This window comes from Sporosarcina sp. P37 (genome assembly GCF_002109365.1).
Lineage (GTDB): Bacteria > Bacillota > Bacilli > Bacillales_A > Planococcaceae > Sporosarcina.
The window spans coordinates 1080001-1102194 of the sequence record NZ_CP015349.1; the positions used below are offsets into that span (position 1 = coordinate 1080001).

The following is a 22194-nucleotide window of genomic DNA, read 5'->3' on the forward strand; positions in this document are numbered from 1 at the left end:
CTTCCAGACCGGGATGATGAAAATCCACAATCTTTCCGCAATCGTCACAAATAATATGGTAATGATCATGTGTTACAAAATCAAAACGACTTGATGCGTCTCCATACGTCAGCTCTTTTACAAGTCCTGAGTTTTGGAAAACACGTAAATTATTATATACAGTCGCTACACTCATATTAGGAAAATCCGCTTCAAGCGCTTTATAAATCTCATCGGCAGTCGGATGTGACTGAGAAGTGATCAGATACTCCAAAATCGCATGTCGTTGCGGAGTAATTCTAACACCACTTTCTTTCAATGTAACGAGCGCATCTTTCAAGAACACTCCTGGCATCGTAATGCACCTCACTTCATAAGGATTACTTCTTTATAATCATTATAATTAGTTTACTCAATGAAGGAGTACATTGTCAACTTTTCTGCCAATCATCCGATATACTTCAATAACCTTTGGCCAAGTCGACTTGATTAATAAGATTTTTATCCCCTGACAGCCATTTATTAAGATTGGTATCCATAATATTAAGAGATCGTTTGACATATTGATCAGACAGACTTGACATATGCGGTGACACTGTACAGTTCGGCAATTCCCAAAACGGGCTGTTTTCAGGTAATGGTTCTGTCTCAAAGACATCCAGGACGGCATGACGGATTTCATTCTGCTTCAGTGCATCCAGGATATATTGCTCTTTGACAGCATCTCCTCTGCCGACATTCATAAAGATGGCCGTATCTTTCATAGCCCGAAAATGCTCCGGCTGATAAATCCATCTCGTCTGCGGTGTACTCGGCAGGATAGAAATGACATAGTCCGCTTCCGGCAATTTCTCAAAAATCTCCTCTAATGAAATTGTTTCATCCATAAAAGGGCTCTCATGGCCTGAACGGTTGCAGCCAATCGTATAAACATGGAATGCCTGCAGCAGCCGGCCGATTTCTCCTCCGATTGCCCCGGTTCCTACTATTATAGCCGTAGAATGGTTTACCTCACCCGGCAGCGTATCCAACTTCCACTTTTTCTCCGGCTGCCTTTTATAAATACCCGGCAGGCCGCGTTCAAGCGACAATAAATGTGCCAATACCGACTCTGCTAACGGCATTTTATGTACGCCGTGCGAGTTAGTAACCATGATGCTCCGCTTTTGCAGCGCTTCAAGCGGTAATGTATCGACTCCCACTGCCGCCACCATTACCCACTTCAAGGCGGCCGCTTTCACAATATGTTCATCCCTCAGGTCGCCTCCATCTGTCACGATGACCTCAATATCATCTAAGGGAACCTCATCAATTGCAGTCGTGTAAATAAAATCAACATCCGGATATTTCACTTTCAGCTGTTCTTTAAAGGTTGTTTTAATTTTAAACGTGAATAACACCTTCATACGGCTGCCCCCTATTTTGTCAGTTGTCTCAATGTCGTCAGCGCATCTTCCACATGGCCTTTCACACGGACCTTCCGCCACTCTTTCACTACAGTGCCTGTTGGATCAATTAAGAATGTCGACCGTTCAATTCCCATGTACTCTTTGCCGAAATTCTTCTTCAGCTTCCACACGCCGTATGCCTCTGCTGCTGCGTGATCTTCATCTACAAGCAATGAAAACGGCAGCCCGTGTTTGGCAATAAATTTTTGGTGAGATGCTGCAGGGTCTGGACTTACTCCGAGCACTACCGCATTCAAGTCTTCAAAGTCTGGCTGCGCATCGCGAAAATCACAAGCCTCTGTCGTGCAGCCCGGCGTTGCGTCTTTCGGATAAAAATACAATACTACATAGTTTTTCCCTTTAAATTCTTCTAATGAAACCATTTCCCCGTTTTCATTAGGCAGTGTAAATGCAGGCGCTTGTTTTCCTTCTAATTGATTCACTGATAAATTCCTCCTTTATTCTATGGAAGCATGTCGCATAGTAAAATCACTTCATACTTATCGTATCGGAAGTATTTGAATTTTACAATTTACCTATACTTCAACCGGAAAGTAGAGACTTCACTCCATTTAATGCTAAAATGGATAGCGTACAATTGATTTGGAGGAATTCACTTATGAACCGAAAAAATTCAGAAGCAATCTACGCAGAAGCACTGGAACATATTGTCGGAGGTGTCAACAGCCCGGCAAGAGCATATGGAGCTGTCGGCGGCGGGGCTCCTACTGTTATGGAACGTGCAGAAGGTGCTTATTTTTATGACGTTGACGGTAACCGATATATTGACTATTTGGGGGCTTATGGTCCAATCATTACCGGACATGCGCACCCCCACATAACAAAAGCGATCACAAAGGCAGCGGAAAATGGTGTTCTGTATGGTACACCTACCCGCCACGAAGTACAATTCGCGAAAATGCTGAAAGAAGCGATTCCGGGAATGGATAAAGTGCGTTTCGTCAATTCAGGCACCGAGGCCGTCATGACAACAATCCGTGTCGCAAGAGCCTATACCGGCCGGACAAAAATCATGAAATTCGCAGGCTGCTATCACGGCCACTCGGATTTAGTGCTTGTCGCTGCCGGATCTGGTCCAGCAACACTAGGCACACCGGATTCTGCCGGCGTTCCATCATCTATCGCGAAAGAAGTCATCACGATTCCGTTCAATGATCCCGAGAGCTATAAAGCGGCAATGGAACAATGGGGCGATGAATTGGCTTGTATTTTGATCGAGCCTATCGTCGGGAATTTCGGTATCGTCGAGCCAAAGGAAAGTTTCCTCGAACTTGTCCATGAGCTTGCTGGAAAACAGGGCGTTCTGACAATTTACGATGAAGTCATCACAGCTTTCCGTTTCCATTACGGAGCAGCACAAACATTGCTTGGCCACCAGCCTGATCTGACTGCGTTCGGGAAAATTATCGGCGGCGGCTTACCAATTGGTGCCTATGGCGGGAAGAAAGAAATCATGGAACAGGTCGCTCCGCTCGGCCCTGCGTATCAGGCAGGTACAATGGCAGGAAACCCGGCATCTATGCTTTCGGGAATCGCTTGTCTCGAAGTGCTGCAAGAGCCAGGTATTTACGATGAAATGGATCGTCTGGGCGGTTTGCTTGAAGATGGAATACTTGAACTGGCGAAGAAATACAATATTAAGATGACGATTAACCGTCTGGGCGGGGCACTCACATTGTTCTTCACCGATGTGACTGTCGAGAATTATAAGCAGGCAGAAGCAACTGACGGGGAGATATTCGGACGCTTCTTTAAGGAAATGCTGAAAAATGGTGTGAACCTGGCGCCGTCTAAGTACGAGGCATGGTTCCTGACTACTGCCCATACTGAACAGGATATAAATGAAACACTCGAAGCGGTTGAACGTTCATTTAAAGCACTTTGAACTGGAACAATTGACCGTTGCCCGCGTATATTGTAAAGTAGCAAAAAAGAGCTTTTTTAGGAAAGGAATTACCCAATGAAACTTGGTGCCCGCGTCTTTAAAACGGGTATTGCGATTGTTTTTGCCCTGTTTCTCGCACAATTACTCGGATTGCCTACCTCAGTATTCGCAGGTATTGCGGCGATTTTCGCAATCCAGCCTTCTATTTACAGATCGTACTTAACAATCGTCGAACAGCTGCAGGGTAACTTAATTGGCGCCACTGTCGCTGTAGTATTCACACTTATTTTCGGACCTCAGCTAGTGGTAGTCGGTTTGGCTGCCGTTATTGTTATGACGATTATGTTAAAGCTGGGTCTTGAAAAATCCATGTCACTTGCACTCGTTACAATGATTGCTGTAATGGAAGTAAAAGATGAAGCCTTTTTAACGTTTGCACTTCTGCGTGTCGGTACTATATTAGTAGGTGTCCTCGCAGCATTCATCGTGAATTTGGTATTCATGCCGCCAAAGTATGAAACTAAACTGTTTCAGGCCATTCACCAGGCACAGGATGAAATTATTCGATGGACCCGTCTTGCCGCCCGGCAGGCTTCCGACCACACTGCTATGAAGAAATCGCTGAGTAAATTAAAGGAACGTCTCATTCAGATTGATCAGCTGTACTTGCTGTTTAAAGAAGAGCGCAGTTACTTCAAGAAAACTTCCGCTACAAAGGCAAGACGGCTCGTCGTTTACCGGCAGATGATCGGGACCACACGCAGCAGTTACGATGTACTTAAGCGGCTGGATAAGTTTGAAAATGAACTCATCAATCTTCCCGAGCATTTCCGTATGATGATTCAGGAACGCTTGGAATCATTGCTTGTCTATCACGAACAGCTTCATTTGAAATTCGTCGGAAAGCTCAAAGCCGATCTTGATGACAACGAGATGGAAAGCGATTTTATACAGCGGCAGGAAGTAATGAATATTTTCGTAAAAGAAATTGCAATCACAAACGAAGAAGAAGAATTTTCATCTTACCATCTGCTCCATGTTCTCTCTTCCATGCTGAACTACGAAGAGCAGCTGGAACATTTGGATACGTTAATCACTTCCTATCAAACACGTTTTGAAGATGAAGAAAACGTGCTCGAAGATGAATTCTATTAAAAAACGGCAGAAGACTTTTTTAAGTCTTCTGCCGTTTTACTTATCCGCCGAGTTCCTGTCGATTGAACAGCCCGGCATACGTGCCGTTTTGCTCCATCAATTCCTGGTGGGTGCCTGATTCTTTTAATTCTCCGTGGTCAATCACATAAATACAGTCTGCATGTGTGATCGTAGAAAGACGGTGCGCGACAATTAATGTCGTCCGCTCTTTGGCCAGCCGATCAAGCGACTCCTGAATGAGCGCTTCACTTTCCAAATCCAGCGCTGACGTTGCTTCATCCAAAATAAGCAAAGCAGGATTTTTTAGGAATACACGTGCAATCGCGATTCGCTGTTTTTGACCGCCCGATAACTTCACACCGCGCTCACCAACCCGCGTGTCATACCCTTCACTCAATGTTTCGATGAAATCATGAGCATTCGCCGCTTTTGCTGCAGCGATTACCTCTTCATCCGACGCTTCCGGTTTCCCCATCAGTATATTGCTTTTAACAGAATCACTGAATAGGATTGAATCTTGAAGCACCATCCCGATCTGATCACGCAGAGATTTCACTTGAATATCCCGGATATCATATCCGTCGATACGGATTGCACCAGCTGTCACATCATAAAATCGCGGAATCAGACTGATAATGGTCGATTTTCCCCCGCCGCTCATTCCGACTAATGCCGCCGTTTCTCCCGGACGGATTTTCAAGCTGACATTCGACAGAACCTCTTCCTCTTCATAGGCAAAACTTACGTGATCAAATTCGATTTCACCGTCAATCGGCGGCAAGGCTTTTGCCTCTTCTTGATCCGTTACATCATACTTTTCATTCATTAAATCCAGCACTCTGTCCATAGAAGCAAATGACTGTGTTAAGGAGGTAGATGAATTAACCAGTCTGCGCAATGGTGAATATAACCGTTCAATGAACGCGATGAACGCTACCATAGTCCCGACAGATAATGAGCCATTAATGACTTGATAGCCCGCATAGCCGATGACGAGTAATGGCGCTACATCAGTTATGGTATTCACAACTGCAAACGCTTTGGCGTTCCAGCGCGTGTGCTCAATCGCGCGGTCCAGGAATTTATTATTCACTTCATCAAAACGTTCCTGTTCTTTGTCCTCAATCGCAAAACTTTTGATGATACTGACACCCGCCACACGTTCATGCAGGTAGCTTTGCACATCGGCAAGCGACTGAGATCGTTTGCGCGTCAATTGGCGCAGCCTGCCGAAGAAATATTTCACGCTAAATGCATAGAACGGGAACGCAATCAGCGTAACGAGAGTCAATTGCACATCCAATGTCAGCATGATGATGATCGCAATAACAATCGTCGCCAGATCCAGCCAGACATTCATCAGGCCAATCATAACAAAGTTCTTTGTCTGCTCGACATCATTGATCACGCGTGAAATCACTTCACCCGCGCGCGTATTGGAATAAAAACGCAGACCTAGCTTCTGCAAGTGACTGTACAATGACTGACGAATATCAAAAAGGATTTTATTACTTACATATTGTGCATAGTACTGGCGATAATATTCGACAGGCGGACGAATTAAGAAGAACACGATAATGGTGCCGCCAAGCCAATAAAATAAGTACTTTGTTTTATCAGGGTCACTCATCGTCGGCGAACCGATAATATCGTCAATTACAATCTTAATCAATAATGGCAAAAACAAAGGGATGGAAAATTTCACAACACCGATCAGAACGGTGAGGACAATTTGCCAATTATACGGCTTTACAAATTGAAGATAGCGTTTAATGCTTTCACCCATTCTGCCCCTCCTAGTAAAAAAACCTGACTTGCATGAATGCAAGCAGGTCTAGCACTGTTCGTCCTGAATTCGCTTATAGAAATCATAACGTGATGTCCATACGTCAATGAAGTCGGGTGCAAATGGACCTTTTCTCTGTTTGATCCAGCCCAACAGCTTGTTCAAGTTATCCTGCAGGATTTGATCGATCACTTCCGGATAGTTCATTTGACGTTTATGATCCGCATACTCATCCTCATCCAGGATCAGATAGCTCATGTCCGGAAATACTTTTACGTCCAAGTCATAATCAATATACTTCAAGGATTTTTCATCGTAGACAAACGGTGAACTCATATTGACATAATAGTAAACACCGTCTTCACGCAGCATGCAAATGATGTTGAACCAATTTTCTGCATGGAAATAGCAAATGGAAGGTTCACGCGTCAGCCATGTGCGTCCATCCGATTCCGTAACGAGTGTGCGTTCATTTCCCCCGATAATGATATTGCGTGTGCCTTTTAATACGAGCGTTTCTTGCCAGACACGGTGAATTTTGCCGTTATGTTTGTAGCTGTGGATCTGTATCGTTTCTCCTTCTTTTGGGATTGCCATTTTCTATACCACCTTTGAGCTGTGTTCCACCGCTCTTGCTATCTGTTCATTATACCAACTGCGTTCCCAAATTTAAAACGATTCAACCATCTATTTCATAATTCATTGTGCCGGGTAGGTCTGCCGCATCCTTTTTCGCATAAGAAAACCGGTAGAAATGGCTTATGTTAGCCTTTTCTACCGGTAGTTGGAGCGTGCATTCAGTTTGAGTTATTGTTTTGATTTGCACGTGCTCCAGAAGCCTGCTGCTTGTTCGCTTCTGATTTACGGTTTTGCTGTCTCACTTGGTTGACATCTGTTTCAGATGCAAACTCCTCGTTCATAGATGATTGCATCGCGGACGAAGAAGACTGCATATTCTTTGCAGACTGTGCATTTTGCTGACGTACTTGATTGACGTCCGTCTCGGAAGCGAACTCTTCATTCATCGATTGCTGCATCGCAGATTGCGCGTTCTGCTTTCTCACCTGATTTGCATCTGTTTGAGATGGATCTTGCTGCGCGTTGTTTTTTGGTTGCTTTGGCATGGATTATTCACCTCCGTACCCCTAATGATGTCCAATCGGCAGACATTTATTCAGGGACAGGTTATGAATTTTTTACCATTCCATCTGTTCAATGATCTTCAGGACAGGTTTTGATTTAGGCAGTGCTTCCACTTGCTGTTTCGTGAAGAACTGCAAATCTTTTTCGAATGGCTCACTGTCCAGCTGCGCACGATATACATGAATGTCCCATGTAATATGGGAAAAGACGTGGGAAAACCGTGTCAGCTCAATACTGTTTTTTAATTTTACATGATGCTCTTTTTCAAATGTCTCGACAGCGGGCGCATCCTGCAGCTCCGTCATCGGGAATTCCCATAAGCCTGCGAGCAGGCCGGTGTCCGGTCGTTTTTGCATCAGCCAGTTCCCTTCTTCATTTTGAATCGCAAATGCAGCCAGTGACACATGCTTCATTTTTTGTTTTTTTATTTTGATCGGCAGTTGCTGTTGTTTTCCTTCTGAAAATGCGATACAAAAATCACGGACCGGGCATAATAGGCAATGAGGATTCGGCGTACAGATTGTCGCTCCTAGTTCCATCAGCGCCTGATTGAAGGAAGATGGATCTTCTTCGGATATTAATTCCATCACGGCTTGTTCAAACAGTTTTTTATTGCGCGCCAAGGCGATATCTTCTTCAATCAATAAAATTCTCGACAGCACCCGCATAACATTTCCATCCACTGCATGTTCCGGCACACCATAGGCAATACTTAAAATAGCACCTGCTGTATAAGGTCCTACTCCTTTTAACGTGGAAATCTCTTTTCGGTTATTTGGCACTTGTCCTCCATACGTTTCAACTACTTCGCGCACACCCGACTGCAAATTACGCACTCTGGAATAATAACCGAGCCCTTCCCACATTTTCAAAATATCCTCTTCCGGTGCATCTGACAAATCCTGCATAGTCGGAAATCTTTCAATGAAACGTTCATAATACGGGATAACGGTTTCTACGCGCGTCTGCTGCAGCATGACTTCCGAGATCCAAATATAGTAAGGATTATCGGTTCTTCTCCAGGGCAAGTCTCTTTTTTCAGCTTCATACCAGCCCAATAAGGCGTCTTGGAAAGCCTTCTTCTGTTCAATGATTTGCATAGGGACCTCACTTCTTCATGTAAATACTTTTAGTTATCTTGATAAAGGGTATATAATTATTAATAGCATATAACTCTTCCGGTAAAGGAGTGATAATTTGGATACAGGCACACATATTGTGATGGGAGTCGCAATCAGCGGGCTTGCACTGGCGGATACCGTTGTAGCCACTGAGCCCGCCACAATGAGCGCTGTTTTTGCGGGTATAATGGTCGGTTCATTAATTCCTGACATTGATACCGTGCTGAAACTGCGGAACAACGCTGTTTATTTACGTAATCACCGCGGCATTACACATTCAGTACCAGCTGTTATGCTATGGCCGCTGCTTATTTCCATTTTGTTAACGTTCATTATTCCGGGAGCAATCTTTCTCCATGTATGGGCTTGGACATTTTTAGCGGTATTTACACATGTATTTGTTGATATATTCAACTCGTATGGCACACAGGCTCTTCGGCCATTTTCTCAGACATGGGTTGCCATCGGTGTTATCAATACATTTGATCCGATTATTTTCGGACTTCACGTGATTGCAATCACGGCGTGGATAGTTGGCACAGAGCCTGTCGTTACGATGTCTACACTCTATATCGTCATATTTCTCTACTATCTGTTGCGTTTCGCTGTCAAACGTGCAGTAAAACATGCTGTAAAGAAGACCATTCCAAATGCGAAAGAAATATTTATTGCACCGACAATGAACTTCTTCCAATGGCGGATCGCAGCTACGACAGATGTAAATCATTATGTAGGACGGGCATACGGCCGTTCGATTACATTATACGATCGTTTTGACCGTGAAACTATGCCAATGTCTCCTCAAGTCGAGGCAGCTCTCAAAGATCAGAACATGCAGGCATTTGTTTCGTTCTCCCCTCTGTATCGCTGGTCAATTTCGGAAGTCGATGACATTTACGAAGTACGCCTGATTGATTTACGTTACCGCAGTAAAGGATATTATCCGTTCGTGGCGGTTGCGCATGTCAATGAAGATCTCGAAGTAGTCAATTCTTATACTGGCTGGATCTTCTCAGAAGAAAAACTTCGAAAAAAGCTGAATTTTGCTCCCAATAACTAAAGAACGTTCGTGCAGATGCACGAGCGCTCTTTTAGTTTATTTTCCGCTTTTCACGTCTTTCAACATAGCAATCGGCAAGGCTTCCTCTGCTTTTTCTCCGCCTAAGCGATAGCCCCAGGCGAACAATCCTTTTAGATAATCCACTTGGAAGAAAACACCGTCATCCCCTTCAATCCGGTAGATTTCGCCGGGCTTAATCGTCGCGGGGTCGACAAGGTAGGACTGAACGAGCACTGCTTTTCTTTGATGCACTGCATATTCACTGACCATGCCCATCTGTTCCGCTTTACGCGCTTTCTCCATAAGATTCGCAATTTCAGTGCGAAGTTCATTTTCATTCATTTTACTGTAATGTTTTTCAGTATCCATCTTCTTCATTCCTTTTCATTTCAATAAATTGGTCAATCTGACTCAGCGGAATCCCTTTTTGGTACATCGATTGTTTCACACGCTGTCTGAGATCAGAGCCGGCATATTTGCTTTGATAGCGTCTCCATGCCTTTTCCCCAAATGCGGACGTAATTTCGGACCATTCATCCTCATCACGTTCAATCGTTACATTGCTGAGAACTTCTGATATTTGCTGATAGGAAAATCCTTTTCTTGCTAATGTGTTTTGAATCTTCTGCTTCACTTGTGCAGGCGGCTGCTGACTGTTTGAACGCATCGTTTTTTCAGCAAGCTTCATTGCATTAGCCAGTTGATCTTCCATTGTATATTCCTCCAATGCTTGAGTTTGAAGTTCTTTGGGTATACCTTTCTTATAAAGGGATTGCTGAATCGCACGCGGACCCTTCAACGAACTGTTTTTTTCTGTACGAACAAGCGCTTCAGAAAATGCTTCATCATCTAAAAAGCCTAATCGCTTTAATTTTACAATCGCTTCGAGGACAACTGCTTCTCCGTAGTCTTTTTCAAGCAGCTTCTTTTTGACTTCCATTTCACTTCGCATTCGAAATGATAAATAATGAAGCGCTCTGTTAAACGCTTTTTCAATCTGATCTGCATAGACAATTTCATCCGATGCCCAGTCGTCCAGTGTCATTCCTTTTGTAAGTTCAAATTTCACCAGCACCGATTCATGGACACTGAAAGCATATTGACCGTCAAGGAAAATATTATAACGTTCGCTATCTCGTTTTTGTTGTGATATTTTGGTAATAAGCGGCACGTTTCCATCACCTACTTTGTTTTAGTATAACGCTTCTTACGGTGGCGGTCAGCAATAGTGTATTAATTTTCAGGAGAATGGAGGGAATCTGTTATGAGAGTGGTTATAACAGGGGGAACAGGATTCATTGGCAGCATCTTAACTGAGAAATTAAAGAAAAAAGGTCATGAAGTCATTATTTTTACCCGCAAGCCTTCTTCACACCATAATGGAGTTCAATATGTTCAATGGCTGACGGATCACGCTTCGCCTGAAAATGAAGCGGGACACGTGGATGCATTCATTAATTTAGCGGGAGTCTCCATTGATGACGGGCGATGGACAGAAGAACGAAAAAAGCAAATCCGCGACAGTCGGATGACGGCTACACAAGAAGTATTACGCATCATGCGGGTGCTGCCAGCTAAACCAGAAGTATTAGTGAATGCGAGCGCGATTGGAATTTATCCGCCTTCGCTCACTGCTCAATATACTGAAGACTCGACGGCAGTCGGTGATGATTTTCTCGCCAAAACCGTCTATGATTGGGAAGGGCTTGCCCGCCAGGCAGCTGAACTCGGTGTACGCACTGTCTGCACACGCTTTGGAATAGTGCTTGGTAAAGACGGCGGTGCACTCCCACTGATCAAACTGCCTTATCAATTATTTGCAGGCGGCAAAATCGGTTCAGGCAATCAGTGGTTTTCTTGGGTACATGTAGAAGACGTTGCCAATGCAATCATTTTCTCATTGGAAAATAAGGCAGTGGAAGGTCCGGTTAATGTCGTGGCTCCAAGCCCGATGCATATGAATGCGTTTGGTAAAACGATTGGGAAAGTCCTGCACCGGCCGCATTGGTTCCCAGTTCCCAGCTTCGCAATGAAAGCGGCATTAGGTGAAAAGAGTATAGTTGTTTTGCAAGGGCAGCACGTGTTGCCACAAAAACTGCTTGCCAACGGATTTACATTTGATTATCCTTCATTGCGTCCAGCGCTTGAAAATTTATTGAAATGACCAAGAATGTTTGTCAAGACGTGCTGACGTGTTGGCAAACGTTTTTTGTTTATTTCCATACATACAAAGAGTGTATTGGCACATGCTTATTGAAAAGGAGTGGTGCACAATGGCTCATCATCTGTCAGGAATTTTACTGGCATCGTGTTTAGTGGTGTTCGGAGTGGTCATGAACCCATTCACGGTACAGGCACAGGAATTTCATTGGGGATTTAAAAAGGCTACGGACGGAGTTCCCCCTTCTGCCGGTGCAGAGCTGGATAAATTGCTTGATGATTACGGGGCAATTTATAAAGGGAAAGAAGATAAGAAAGTCGTGTATCTGACGTTTGACAATGGATATGAAAATGGATATACCGAAAGCATTCTGGATACATTGAAAAAAGAAAAGGCACCTGCTACGTTTTTCTTGACCGGCCATTATGTAAAAAGCGCAAGCGATTTGGTTAAACGCATGGTGAAGGATGGACACGGTATTGGAAACCATTCGTATGACCATCCAAATATGGCAAACATATCTGAACAGCAAATGGAAGAGGAATGGAAGAAGCTGGACGAAATTCTTTATGCTGCGACAGGTCAAAAGCGCACGATCTACGCCCGGCCGCCTGAAGGTGTATTTAATGCAAAGTTACTGCAAAAAGGAAATGAACTTGGTTATCGGCATATTTTCTGGTCCGTTGCATTCATCGACTGGCATCGGGATCAGCCAAAGGGAAAAGCCTATGCCTACAATGAGCTGATGAATCAGCTTCATCCGGGAGCCGTAATCTTAATGCATACCGTCTCCTCCGATAATGCTGAAGCGTTGCCTCACTTCATTAGAGACGCGAAGAAGCAAGGGTATAAATTTCATTCACTTGATCAGTTAGTGCAGGAATATGAGAAAGGAAATACTGTTACACAATAAATAAGAGACCTTATCTGCAGGATTACCGACAACAGATAAGGTCTCTAATTATTTGTTTCATCTTCAATTTGCATTTTATATTCGTAGTTATCCAATGTACTTCCCTCTATTGGACTGTTACGGATCCCCTCCTTCGTTGTCACGTGTCTAGGATTCGATTCGTCTTTATAACTACGACCTCCTTTTCTTTTGATTAATCATACTATACCAACTATTCAGTCATTTGTAAAGCGTTTATATAAAATAATTTGTATTTGATATCTTTCATAATAGTTTGCAAGTGTTCCGACAGAATCAGATTGAAAAAAATGGCCTTTTCGTATACGATATCAATGACAGAAAGAGGTGGACGTATGGACAATTCACAGAATAAAGACCAAGTCGTTGAACTGAAAAATCGATTCAACCAATTCATTGAAACCCTGGAGGCAATTGAACCTGAAAACACCGACCTAAAGGATATAGATCGTTTGATCATGTTACTCGATGAATTAGAAGAACAGATGGACAGCACTAAAAAATAACATATACTAACGGGGGATTTTGAGATGTACATAGAGACACTTGAGAAGAGTATGTATGACCTGGTTTGCGAAACGTCTACGAACTTGCCGAAAGACGTTCGGCGCGCAATTCTTGCTGCAAAAGAAAAAGAAAATAAAGGCACAAGCGCTGCAATGAGCTTGGATACTATCGCAAAGAACATCAATATGGCGGACGATAAACTGTCCCCGATTTGTCAGGATACAGGCCTGCCTACATTTAAGATCAAAACTCCGGTCGGCGTGAACCAATTGGAGATCAAAGCTGCAATCGTGCGGGCCATTGAGGCAGCTACGGAAAAAGGGAAACTTCGCCCGAACGCTGTCGACTCATTAACTGGCGACAACAGCGGGAACAACTTGGGCATCGGCCTGCCTGTTGTAAAGTTTGAACAATGGGAAGAAGATTATATCGAAGCAAAACTAATTCTTAAAGGCGGCGGATGTGAAAACAAGAACATCCAGTACAGTCTGCCTACTGAATTAGAAGGCCTTGGCCGCGCGGGACGCGACTTGGATGGCATCCGCAAATGTATCCTTCATTCCGTCTATCAGGCACAAGGGCAAGGCTGCTCTGCCGGATTCATCGGCGTTGGGATCGGCGGCGACCGCTCTTCAGGGTATGATTTGGCTAAAGAACAGCTTTTCCGTGACGTAACAGACCGTAATCCTGTTCCAGAACTGGCACAGCTTGAAGAGTATGTGCTGGAAAAAGCAAACCATCTTGGTATCGGCACAATGGGCTTTGGCGGCGAAGCGACATTGCTTGGATGTAAAATCGGCGTTATGCACCGCATTCCTGCCAGCTTCTACGTATCCGTCGCATATAACTGCTGGGCATACCGCCGTATGGCAGTGAACATCAATGCAGAAACCGGCGATATTATGGACTGGCATTATAATGAAGGCGAGAAAATCGCATTCGAGCAGCCGGCAGAAGAAACAAAATCTACCGCACGTATTGTTCACCTGCAGGCGCCGATTTCGGAAGAAGAAATCCGTGATCTGCGCGTAGGTGATGTGGTGAAAATTTCAGGCCGCATGTACACTGGCCGCGATGCGATTCATAAGCACTTGATGGACAATGACGCACCGGTCGATTTAAACGGTCAAGTCATCTATCACTGCGGTCCGGTAGTTCTCAAAAACGAAGAAGGCAAGTACGAAATTAAAGCTGCCGGCCCGACCACTTCCATTCGTGAAGAACCATATCAGGGAGATATCATGAAAAAGTTCGGTATCCGCGCTGTCATCGGTAAAGGCGGCATGGGGCCTAAAACTCTCGCAGCTCTTCAGGAGCACGGCGGAGTGTACTTGAATGGAATCGGCGGCGCTGCACAGTATTATGCTGACTGTATTAAAGAAGTAGAAGGCGTAGACTTGCTGGAGTTCGGTATTCCAGAGGCGCTGTGGCATTTACGCGTAGAAGATTTCACTGCAGTCGTGACAATGGACTCTCACGGGAATAGTCTCCACGCTGACGTCGATAAATCTTCACTCGAAAAGCTATCTCAATTCAAAGAAAAAGTATTCAGCTAATAAAAAGGCAGCGAACGGTCATGACCGTTCGCTGTTTTTTTGAAATTAGAAAATTGACATGTACGTATGGATAAATTAAATCTTCAGCGAAAGACGCTCCCCTGACTCACCTTTCATCCTGTCACTTTTATACCTTTTCAACTAATTTGCATTAATTGGTCATTTGAGTATCACTTCTCTTTGAGAAATGATATACTGTAGATAATAACTATTACAACTTCATATTCATTCTATTTTAATGCCCGTAAAGTCGGCTCTACTAACGTAGAGTCGACTTTACTGCTTTAATCAGAGTTTTGAAAGTGAATTTCATTATCAATTAGGAGGAGATATAATGACTACATTTGCGAAAGAACAGCCTGATAAACAGGAACAGACGATTGACTGGTCTGCGCGATTTGAACTTATCGCAGCCATACTATCCGGTATTCTCATTCTAGCAGCATGGCTTTTAAGCAAAAATAGCGCTGATACTGTTTCCATCACGCTATATATCGCGGCGTTCTTAATAGGAGGCTACGCAAAAGCTAAGGAAGGCATCGAGGAAACGATAAAGAATAAAGAGTTAAACGTTGAGATGCTGATGGTTTTTGCGGCTATCGGTTCAGGGATTATCGGTTATTGGGCAGAAGGCGCGATCCTTATTTTCATATTTGCTATCAGCGGCGCACTGGAAACCTATACACTTAATAAGAGTCATAAAGAAATTTCTTCTTTAATGGAAATGCAGCCTGAAGAAGCGTGGCTGATCATGGAGGACGGCAGTGAAAAAAAGGTCCCTACCGAGTCGCTGTCAATCGGCGCTGTGCTGCTGGTTAAACCGGGTGAAAGAATCCCCGTGGACGGCCAAGTGCTTAGCGGCATCACTTCGGTTGATATGTCTGCTATCAACGGTGAATCCATTCCAGTAACAAAGCAGGAACATGATGAGCTATTTGCAGGCACAGTGAATATCAGCGGGGCAATCCGCATGACGATGACCAAGCCAAGCTCGGAGACACTTTTCCAAAAAATCATAACTATGGTGCAAAATGCACAAAGTGAGAAGTCCCCTTCCCAGCAATTTATTGAACGCTTTGAAGGTTCTTATGTAAAAATCGTATTGGCGGCAGTAGTTATTATGATGTTCCTTCCCCACTTCCTGTTTGGCTGGGATTGGACCACTACATTTTACCGTGCGATTGTCTTATTAGTAGTTGCCTCCCCTTGTGCATTAATGGCTTCGATTATGCCCGCAACACTTGCGGCTGTTTCCAACGGAGCGAGAAAAGGTGTGTTATTTAAAGGCGGCGTGCACTTAGAGCACTTAAGTTCATTGAAGGCATTCGCATTTGATAAGACCGGAACACTGACGACAGGCAAGCCTGTAGTGATGGATTTTATCGTACGTGAAGGCGCAGATAAAAATGAAACCCTTGCTTTATTTGCAGGTGTGGAATCCATGTCCAATCACCCGCTGGCGAGAGCAATCATTAGCTATGCGACTGAGCTCGGAGTGGAGCCTGAACGCAATCTTCATATCGAAGACGTCCCCGGGTTCGGTATTAAGGCAGAAACCGCATCAGGTGACATTCGTATCGGGAATCCTAAATTCGTTGGGCCAGAGCTGGCGAGAGAGTTTCAGAACGATATAGCGTCTGCGCTTGCCAATGAAGGTAAAACCGTCATTTTCATGAGGGATGAAGAAGGGATCGTCGCATTGGCTGCTTTGCAGGATACTTTGCGGGAAGAAGCAATCTCTGCCATTAAATCACTTCAGTCACTCGGACTTCGGACCGTCATGCTGACCGGCGATAATGAAAAGACTGCCCATGCAATTGCCGGCGAGGTGGGGATGGACTCGTACGTAGCGGAGTGTCTGCCGGAAGAGAAAGTGGTTCACCTCAAAAAATTATTACAAGAGCACGGCACTGTCGGGATGGTCGGCGACGGCATTAACGACGCACCTGCGCTCGCCACCGCCACGTCAGGTATTGCAATGGGCGAAGGAACAGATGTAGCGCTTGAGACTGCAGATGTCGTTCTAATGCAGAATGATTTAAACCGGCTGTCTTACGCTATTAAGCTTTCCAGAAAGATGCAGCGGATCGTTAAGCAAAATGTATTCTTTTCAATAGCTGTAATCGCGATTCTGATCATCTCAAACTTCATGCAGGTAGTCGATCTGCCGATGGGTGTAATCGGACATGAAGGCAGTACCATCCTGGTCATTCTGAACGGCTTGCGTATGCTCAATAAAATTCAATAAGAAAAGAGGCTGGGACAAAACTAAAAATAAAGTCCGTTCCCCTGCGCTCCAAAAGGCACGCTTTCCGCGGGGCGCGCTTGAGCCTCCTCGTCGCTGGCGCTCCTGCGGGGTCTCAACATTCGCGCTAAATCCCGCAGGAGTCGGCCTTTTTCCGCTCCGGTCCACTCAAATGCTTTGCAAAGTATTTATTAAAAAATAGACATAAAAAAGCGTAAGGGAATAAATAAACTCCTTTACGCTTTTTTCATATTATGTCCCAGTCTCTTTTTATGAAGCCGCCGGATGTTTTTGGTCATACCGTTTTTTCATTACCGCATTAATCGTACCGCCGAGCAGCAGAATAATGGCTGATAAATAAAGCCACATAATTAACACGATGATTCCTGCAATACTTCCGTATGTGTTTGCATAGCTCCCAAAGTTACTAATATAGAACGAGAAGCCGAGTGAAGTAAGAATCCATCCGATTGTCGCAAATACAGCGCCCGGAAGTATACTTTTAAAATGCAGCTTGATGCCTGGCACGAGCCAGTACAGAAGAGAAAATACTGCAAAAATCAGGAATGGCGGAATGAGAAAACGCACAACTGTCCATATTGTCAGGAATGAATCCTCCAACCCCATGAATGAGAATACAAACTTCCCGATCGGTTCACCAAAGATCGGTAACACCAATGCAACGATAACCGTTGCAATCAGCATAATCGTAAAGGCAATCGATAACCCCTTAGTCACGAAGAAGTTTCTATCATCGTCCACTTCATACGCCAGATTTAACCCCTTTGTTACAGCCCCCATGCCCTTTGATGCTGACCAGATCGTCGCTAAAATACCAATAGACAGCAAGCCGCCGCTTCTATTGTCAAGCACTTCGGAGAGGACCCCTTCAATTAAAGCAGCTGTGCTTTCAGGAGCATACTCACGGATGAATAAAAAGATTTGACTTTGATCTAACTGTAAGTATGGCAGTAACGTAAAAAGAAAGATTAATAGCGGGAATAATGACAAAAGGAAAAAGAAAGCCAATTGTGAACCGGCCGCTGAAATATCCAATTCTTTCATACGGATAATCAAATGTTTAAAAAACCCGCTCGTAGTAGACGGATTAAAATCATCTTCTTCTCCGTCCTTTATATCCTGAATAAACTCTTTTACTTTTTCAGTGTTTGATTCAGGCTCAGAATCTGAAGGAGGGGCACTTTTTTGTTGATTCAACTGATGTGTCCCCCTTTCATTTATTTTTTTTACTGTTATTGATTCTCCAGAGGTATTACGTTTTTTTTTTGGACCATCGGAGGCAGCGTTGCATCTTTATTTGCTGAAGCAGTGGATGCAGCTGTAGAATCATCTTCTATAATTTGTTCGTATTCCGATTTTGAATCGGAAAATGCTTCTTTTGTATCCGCAAACATCTCCTTCACTTGCGGAGTCAGCGTCTTGATTTCATCAACTTGTGATTTGATATAATTGACATCACCTTTCACTTGTTCAATGAGTGTTTGCATTTTTTCTTTTTTCTCTTGGAATTCATTTTTTACAATGTCTGGATTTTCTTTGTAATATAATACTTTCTCATACGACGTTCTTGCTGTCGTAATCGTCTGCTGTCTAGTTGCGCGATCCAGCATACTTACCGCTGCACCAAGTAATGCGCCGCCTAAAACATATCTCCCGAATTTACTTGAACCCATACATTTCGCCTCCTTGTTCACGTTTACGTCTCACTTCATTATACCCATACTGCCGGTTACCAAACAATCTTTGTTGCACTAAATTGAAAAAAGGCTTGACGAATCGTTCTATTTTTTGGATTATTAACAATAACATATACATATAACAAACTGTAGAGAGGAGTTGATTCAGACGACTTTTGTAACATATACAAATACTAAGAGAAATTGGAGGGGATGAAATGGATTCGATAGAGAAGTTTTTGACCAGTGCGTCTGATTTGATTTGGGGACCCCCGCTGCTCATCTTACTGATTGGTACCGGAATTTATTTATCTATGCGCTTAACATTTATACAATTACGTTTACTGCCCTATTCACTTAAACAAGTTTTTTCGAGAAAGCACGATAAAAAAGCAGACGGAGATATTTCCCAATTCCAGGCACTGATGACTGCAATGGCTGCAACAGTTGGTGTAGGTAACATCGTCGGGGTGGCTTCTGCTGTCGTGGCGGGGGGACCGGGTGCGATTTTCTGGATGTGGCTGGCCGGATTCTTCGGTATGGCAACAAAGTACAGTGAAGCAATTTTAGCTGTTAAGTATCGTGTCAAAGATTCAAACGGCTTAATGGCCGGCGGTCCGATGTACTACCTCGAACATGGTCTTAAGCAAAAATGGCTCGGCGTATTATTCGCACTGTTTGGCGCCTTGGCTGCTTTTGGCATCGGGAACGGAACGCAATCGAAAGCCGTCGCAGATGTCATGAGCAGTACATTTGCAGTGCCGCATTATATTACAGGAATTGCATTGCTTCTGTTCGGTGCACTCGTTATTCTTGGCGGCATCAAGTCAATTGGCCGGGTAACAGCATTTTTCGTGCCAATTATGGCTTTATTTTATTTCATTGCCGGTGCGATTGTTATGGTCTTAAATATTGAGCAAGTTCCAGCGGCATTCGGTCTGATTTTCACGGATGCATTTACAGGTCAGGCAGTTGCAGGCGGAGCAATTGGTACAGTTATTCGTTTCGGTGTAGCCCGAGGATTATTCTCTAACGAGGCAGGTCTCGGTTCCGCACCAATCGCGGCTGCTGCAGCACGTACAGACCTTCCTGGACGCCAGGCGCTTGTTTCTATGACACAAGTATTGTTCGACACGCTGATCATTTGTTCAATAACGGGTGTTACGATTGTTATGAGTAATCAATGGAAGGATACTTCCATTGACGCTGGTGCATTGACAGCACAGGCATTTGGATCATTCCTTGGAGGCATTGGACCCATTTTAGTCTCTATTGGACTGGTATTCTTTGCTACATCCACTATTTTGGGATGGAGTTATTACGGAGAGAAATGTTTCCAGTACCTCTTCCCTAACCGTGCAGCGGTTCTTGCATACCGCGTAGTATTCGTACTGTTCATCTACGTGGGCGCAACGGCTTCACTGGATCTCGTATGGATTTTAGCAGACGTATTAAACGGCTTGATGGCCATTCCGAACTTAATCGGTTTACTTGGGTTGTCGGGTATTGTCGTGATGGAAACAAAACGTTTCAAGAAGAAAATTGATGATGAACGTGAAGAAGCACGCAAATAACCATTCACAGTTCAGTTGACAGCTTATCACTTTCGTGAAATGATGGATTTCATAAGACAGAAAGGCGGTACAGACATGGATTTATCTACAAAATCACCTGAGAATATTTCATACATGATTGAAAAAATTAAAGAAAAGCTTCGTATGGTAAATGTTGATGCGATGAAGTCTGATAACTTCAGCACAGAGCAGTATGACGACTTGAAATATATGTATGACATGGTCATGAAACGCGAAAACATCACACCGAATGAAATGCAGGCAATTGCAGCAGAACTGGGTTCTATGCGCAATTAAAAAAAAAGCGATTCCCATATGGGAGTCGCTTTTTTATTGCGGTGATACAGGTGTTCCATCCTTCAGTACGAGCGGCTGAATCAGCACTTCCACCCGGCGATTTTTACTGCGGTTTTCTACTGTATCATTCGGTACGATCGGCTTGTACTCCCCATACCCTTTTGCGCTGAACAGATTGGGATCTACTTCATTGTTCTGAACGATGATCTTCAGAAACTCCACAGCACGCATGACGCTCAGTTCCCAGTTAGAGGAATACTGCGCATTATTGATTGGTATATCGTCTGTATGTCCCGTGATGACGACCTGACGCGGTCTGTCGAGTGCCAGCAGCTTAGAAATATCGTTAGCCAGCCTTTTATACTCAGGCCTGATGGCAGCTTCCCCTGACTTGAACAGTACACTGTCACGAATCGTCAGCAATAATCCTTCATTTGTCAGCTTAGTGTCAAATTGATTTTCCAGTTCATTCACCGCAATATACTCATCCAAATCATCTTGTGTCTCACCAAGAGACTTCTGATCTTCCATATAAGAAGAGTTTTCATCCAGCTCGCCTACCGAATCGTCCGGAACAGGCGTAGTGGTCGGCGCATTCTCACTCATAATTCCGCTGCCGCTTTCGAATATTTCACTGAAAACTTTCGACACTTCCGCAAACCGCCCTTCATCTACCGAACTGCTCGCAAACAGTACGATAAACAGCGCCAGCAGCAGCGTCAGCAAATCGGCGTAGGGCAACAGCCACGATTCGTTGATATGTTCTATTTCATGTTTCTTTTTCTTACGCTTCTTCGCCAACTTTACCAGCTCCTTCGCCGCCGTCAATAGCCAGCTTCTTCCGGTCTTCTACAGATAAATAAGATGCCAGCTTTTGTTCGATGACACGGGGCGCTTCCCCTTCGAGCACAGAAAGAATCCCTTCAATCACCATCGTTCTTTGTCGTACCTCTTCTTTTGATTTTCGTATAAGCTTATTAGAAAATGGATGCCATAAAACATAGCCTGTGAAGATACCGAGCAATGTGGCGATAAATGCCGCAGAAATCGCATGTCCCAATGCATCAATATTATTCATGTCCTTTAGTGCGGCAATCAGTCCGACAACCGCCCCAAGCACCCCTAATGTAGGTGCGTATGTTCCGGCCTGCGAAAAGATTAACGCGCCGACAGAATGACGTTCCTGCATTGCTTCCACTTCTTCACTTAGTACATCACGTATGTAATCAGCATTTTGTCCGTCAATCGCCAAACCCAGTCCGTTCTTCAAAAATGGGTCATCAATTTCATCTGTTTTCGCTTCGAGTGCGAGCAATCCTTCACGGCGTGCGATATCAGCCCAGGAGGAAAACAGACGGATCAGTTCAGCATCTGACGCAAGCTTTTGCTGGGTGAAAATAATTTTAAATAACTTTGGTATTTTTTTTAGCTCATTCATAGGAAATGCGATAACTACTGCAGCAATCGTTCCTGCGATGATAATCAGGATAGCGGCTGGATTCAATAGTGCGTCGGGTGTTACTCCTTTTAGAGTCATACCAACCAGTAACGCAATAAATCCTAACGCTAAACCTATAATAGTGGATAAATCCATACATACAGCCTCCAAGTACTACATTCTTCTTATT

At 44.1% G+C, this 22194-nt stretch carries 23 protein-coding genes (1 of these 23 only partly in view); 10 read left to right on the forward strand and 13 right to left on the reverse strand.

Annotation, left to right across the window (positions count from 1 at the left end; genetic code table 11):
* From perR to bcp, 3 genes are all read right to left on the reverse strand, one after another.
* Positions 1-334 carry the 5' portion of a peroxide-responsive transcriptional repressor PerR gene (gene perR / locus SporoP37_RS05725; RefSeq protein ID WP_085430481.1) on the reverse strand. Its footprint begins 113 nt before the window's first position, so 334 of the gene's 447 nt are visible here — the first part of the coding sequence; the start codon lies at positions 332-334; its stop codon lies off the left edge, out of view.
* A 106-nt stretch (positions 335-440) separates the two neighbouring features.
* Positions 441-1385 carry a D-2-hydroxyacid dehydrogenase gene (locus SporoP37_RS05730; RefSeq protein WP_085430482.1) on the reverse strand — a complete coding sequence of 315 codons (945 nt, stop codon included), beginning with the start codon at positions 1383-1385 and terminating at the stop codon, positions 441-443.
* Between the two features lie 11 nt (positions 1386-1396).
* Entirely contained in the window at positions 1397-1870 is a 474-nt protein-coding gene (gene bcp, locus SporoP37_RS05735) for a thioredoxin-dependent thiol peroxidase (RefSeq protein WP_081242748.1), read from the reverse strand.
* 176 nt (positions 1871-2046) lie between these two features.
* On the opposite strand from bcp, the gene SporoP37_RS05740 reads away from it, so the two are divergent.
* Together SporoP37_RS05740 and SporoP37_RS05745 are read left to right on the forward strand one after the other, a co-directional pair.
* Complete coding sequence (locus tag SporoP37_RS05740; RefSeq protein ID WP_085430483.1) at positions 2047-3333, forward strand: glutamate-1-semialdehyde 2,1-aminomutase; 1287 nt, start codon at positions 2047-2049, stop codon at positions 3331-3333.
* A 75-nt stretch (positions 3334-3408) separates the two neighbouring features.
* Positions 3409-4488 carry an FUSC family protein gene (locus tag SporoP37_RS05745; protein ID WP_081242750.1) on the forward strand — a complete coding sequence of 360 codons (1080 nt, stop codon included), beginning with the start codon at positions 3409-3411 and terminating at the stop codon, positions 4486-4488.
* 40 nt (positions 4489-4528) lie between these two features.
* On the opposite strand, the gene SporoP37_RS05750 is transcribed toward SporoP37_RS05745, so the two are convergent.
* From SporoP37_RS05750 to mutY, 4 genes are all read right to left on the reverse strand, one after another.
* Complete coding sequence (locus SporoP37_RS05750) at positions 4529-6274, reverse strand: ABC transporter ATP-binding protein (RefSeq protein ID WP_081242751.1); 1746 nt, start codon at positions 6272-6274, stop codon at positions 4529-4531.
* Between the two features lie 48 nt (positions 6275-6322).
* On the reverse strand, positions 6323-6871 hold the full coding sequence (gene ntdP, locus SporoP37_RS05755) for a nucleoside tri-diphosphate phosphatase (RefSeq protein ID WP_081242752.1): 549 nt from the start codon (positions 6869-6871) through the stop codon (positions 6323-6325).
* Positions 6872-7071: 200 nt separating this feature from the next.
* Positions 7072-7398 carry a gamma-type small acid-soluble spore protein gene (locus SporoP37_RS05760; protein ID WP_081242753.1) on the reverse strand — a complete coding sequence of 109 codons (327 nt, stop codon included), beginning with the start codon at positions 7396-7398 and terminating at the stop codon, positions 7072-7074.
* Positions 7399-7470: 72 nt separating this feature from the next.
* Entirely contained in the window at positions 7471-8517 is a 1047-nt protein-coding gene (mutY, locus tag SporoP37_RS05765) for an A/G-specific adenine glycosylase (protein ID WP_081242754.1), read from the reverse strand.
* Positions 8518-8614: 97 nt separating this feature from the next.
* On the opposite strand from mutY, the gene SporoP37_RS05770 reads away from it, so the two are divergent.
* The gene (locus SporoP37_RS05770) at positions 8615-9598 is read left to right on the forward strand and encodes a metal-dependent hydrolase (protein WP_085430484.1); all 984 of its coding nucleotides are present in this window, start codon (positions 8615-8617) and stop codon (positions 9596-9598) included.
* A 36-nt stretch (positions 9599-9634) separates the two neighbouring features.
* On the opposite strand, the gene SporoP37_RS05775 is transcribed toward SporoP37_RS05770, so the two are convergent.
* Both SporoP37_RS05775 and recX read right to left on the reverse strand, forming a co-directional pair.
* Positions 9635-9967, reverse strand: coding sequence for a YfhH family protein (locus tag SporoP37_RS05775; protein WP_085430485.1), 333 nt, complete (start codon positions 9965-9967; stop codon positions 9635-9637).
* Complete coding sequence (gene recX, locus SporoP37_RS05780) at positions 9957-10769, reverse strand: recombination regulator RecX (protein ID WP_081242757.1); 813 nt, start codon at positions 10767-10769, stop codon at positions 9957-9959. Before recX ends, SporoP37_RS05775 begins: the two co-directional genes overlap by 11 nt.
* A 93-nt stretch (positions 10770-10862) precedes the next feature.
* Here recX and SporoP37_RS05785 point away from each other — a divergent pair, with 93 nt between their 5' ends.
* The 5 genes from SporoP37_RS05785 (at position 10863) to SporoP37_RS05800 (ending at position 17001) form a co-directional block, all read left to right on the forward strand.
* Entirely contained in the window at positions 10863-11762 is a 900-nt protein-coding gene (locus tag SporoP37_RS05785) for a TIGR01777 family oxidoreductase (RefSeq protein WP_085430486.1), read from the forward strand.
* Positions 11763-11871: 109 nt separating this feature from the next.
* Positions 11872-12672, forward strand: coding sequence for a delta-lactam-biosynthetic de-N-acetylase (gene pdaA / locus SporoP37_RS05790; RefSeq protein ID WP_085430487.1), 801 nt, complete (start codon positions 11872-11874; stop codon positions 12670-12672).
* Positions 12673-13025: 353 nt separating this feature from the next.
* Positions 13026-13196: an SE1561 family protein gene (locus SporoP37_RS17255; protein ID WP_099662799.1), complete on the forward strand. Its 171-nt coding sequence runs from the start codon at positions 13026-13028 to the stop codon at positions 13194-13196.
* Positions 13197-13220: 24 nt separating this feature from the next.
* Positions 13221-14753, forward strand: a complete 1533-nt coding sequence (locus SporoP37_RS05795; RefSeq protein ID WP_085430488.1) for a fumarate hydratase — start codon at positions 13221-13223, stop codon at positions 14751-14753.
* Between the two features lie 334 nt (positions 14754-15087).
* Positions 15088-17001: a heavy metal translocating P-type ATPase gene (locus SporoP37_RS05800; RefSeq protein WP_085430489.1), complete on the forward strand. Its 1914-nt coding sequence runs from the start codon at positions 15088-15090 to the stop codon at positions 16999-17001.
* 267 nt (positions 17002-17268) lie between these two features.
* Here SporoP37_RS05800 and SporoP37_RS05805 read toward each other — a convergent pair whose 3' ends face one another.
* Together SporoP37_RS05805 and SporoP37_RS05810 are read right to left on the reverse strand one after the other, a co-directional pair.
* Positions 17269-18216, reverse strand: a complete 948-nt coding sequence (locus tag SporoP37_RS05805; RefSeq protein ID WP_085430490.1) for a YihY/virulence factor BrkB family protein — start codon at positions 18214-18216, stop codon at positions 17269-17271.
* 35 nt (positions 18217-18251) lie between these two features.
* Positions 18252-18692: a hypothetical protein gene (locus SporoP37_RS05810; protein ID WP_081242763.1), complete on the reverse strand. Its 441-nt coding sequence runs from the start codon at positions 18690-18692 to the stop codon at positions 18252-18254.
* Between the two features lie 221 nt (positions 18693-18913).
* Here SporoP37_RS05810 and SporoP37_RS05815 point away from each other — a divergent pair, with 221 nt between their 5' ends.
* Both SporoP37_RS05815 and SporoP37_RS05820 read left to right on the forward strand, forming a co-directional pair.
* Positions 18914-20269 (forward strand): alanine/glycine:cation symporter family protein, encoded by a 1356-nt coding sequence (locus SporoP37_RS05815; RefSeq protein ID WP_081242764.1) that lies wholly within the window; start codon positions 18914-18916, stop codon positions 20267-20269.
* Positions 20270-20344: 75 nt separating this feature from the next.
* Positions 20345-20566: a DUF1128 domain-containing protein gene (locus tag SporoP37_RS05820; protein WP_081242765.1), complete on the forward strand. Its 222-nt coding sequence runs from the start codon at positions 20345-20347 to the stop codon at positions 20564-20566.
* A gap of 33 nt (positions 20567-20599) precedes the next feature.
* Here SporoP37_RS05820 and motB read toward each other — a convergent pair whose 3' ends face one another.
* Both motB and motA read right to left on the reverse strand, forming a co-directional pair.
* Positions 20600-21367 (reverse strand): flagellar motor protein MotB, encoded by a 768-nt coding sequence (gene motB / locus SporoP37_RS05825; protein ID WP_081242766.1) that lies wholly within the window; start codon positions 21365-21367, stop codon positions 20600-20602.
* Positions 21351-22160, reverse strand: a complete 810-nt coding sequence (motA, locus tag SporoP37_RS05830) for a flagellar motor stator protein MotA (protein ID WP_081242767.1) — start codon at positions 22158-22160, stop codon at positions 21351-21353. The genes motB and motA overlap by 17 nt, the downstream gene beginning before the upstream one ends.
* Between the last annotated feature and the right edge of the window lie 34 nt (positions 22161-22194).

Coding starts and splice junctions, on each gene's coding strand:
- SporoP37_RS05730 (WP_085430482.1), bottom strand. CDS start 1,385: ATGAAGGTGTTATTCACGTTTAAAATTAAAACAACCTTTAAAGAACAG.
- SporoP37_RS05740 (WP_085430483.1), top strand. CDS start 2,047: ATGAACCGAAAAAATTCAGAAGCAATCTACGCAGAAGCACTGGAACAT.
- SporoP37_RS05745 (WP_081242750.1), top strand. CDS start 3,409: ATGAAACTTGGTGCCCGCGTCTTTAAAACGGGTATTGCGATTGTTTTT.
- SporoP37_RS05750 (WP_081242751.1), bottom strand. CDS start 6,274: ATGGGTGAAAGCATTAAACGCTATCTTCAATTTGTAAAGCCGTATAAT.
- ntdP (WP_081242752.1), bottom strand. CDS start 6,871: ATGGCAATCCCAAAAGAAGGAGAAACGATACAGATCCACAGCTACAAA.
- SporoP37_RS05760 (WP_081242753.1), bottom strand. CDS start 7,398: ATGCCAAAGCAACCAAAAAACAACGCGCAGCAAGATCCATCTCAAACA.
- mutY (WP_081242754.1), bottom strand. CDS start 8,517: ATGCAAATCATTGAACAGAAGAAGGCTTTCCAAGACGCCTTATTGGGC.
- SporoP37_RS05775 (WP_085430485.1), bottom strand. CDS start 9,967: ATGGATACTGAAAAACATTACAGTAAAATGAATGAAAATGAACTTCGC.
- SporoP37_RS05785 (WP_085430486.1), top strand. CDS start 10,863: ATGAGAGTGGTTATAACAGGGGGAACAGGATTCATTGGCAGCATCTTA.
- pdaA (WP_085430487.1), top strand. CDS start 11,872: ATGGCTCATCATCTGTCAGGAATTTTACTGGCATCGTGTTTAGTGGTG.
- SporoP37_RS17255 (WP_099662799.1), top strand. CDS start 13,026: ATGGACAATTCACAGAATAAAGACCAAGTCGTTGAACTGAAAAATCGA.
- SporoP37_RS05795 (WP_085430488.1), top strand. CDS start 13,221: ATGTACATAGAGACACTTGAGAAGAGTATGTATGACCTGGTTTGCGAA.
- SporoP37_RS05800 (WP_085430489.1), top strand. CDS start 15,088: ATGACTACATTTGCGAAAGAACAGCCTGATAAACAGGAACAGACGATT.
- SporoP37_RS05810 (WP_081242763.1), bottom strand. CDS start 18,692: ATGGGTTCAAGTAAATTCGGGAGATATGTTTTAGGCGGCGCATTACTT.
- SporoP37_RS05815 (WP_081242764.1), top strand. CDS start 18,914: ATGGATTCGATAGAGAAGTTTTTGACCAGTGCGTCTGATTTGATTTGG.
- SporoP37_RS05820 (WP_081242765.1), top strand. CDS start 20,345: ATGGATTTATCTACAAAATCACCTGAGAATATTTCATACATGATTGAA.
- motA (WP_081242767.1), bottom strand. CDS start 22,160: ATGGATTTATCCACTATTATAGGTTTAGCGTTAGGATTTATTGCGTTA.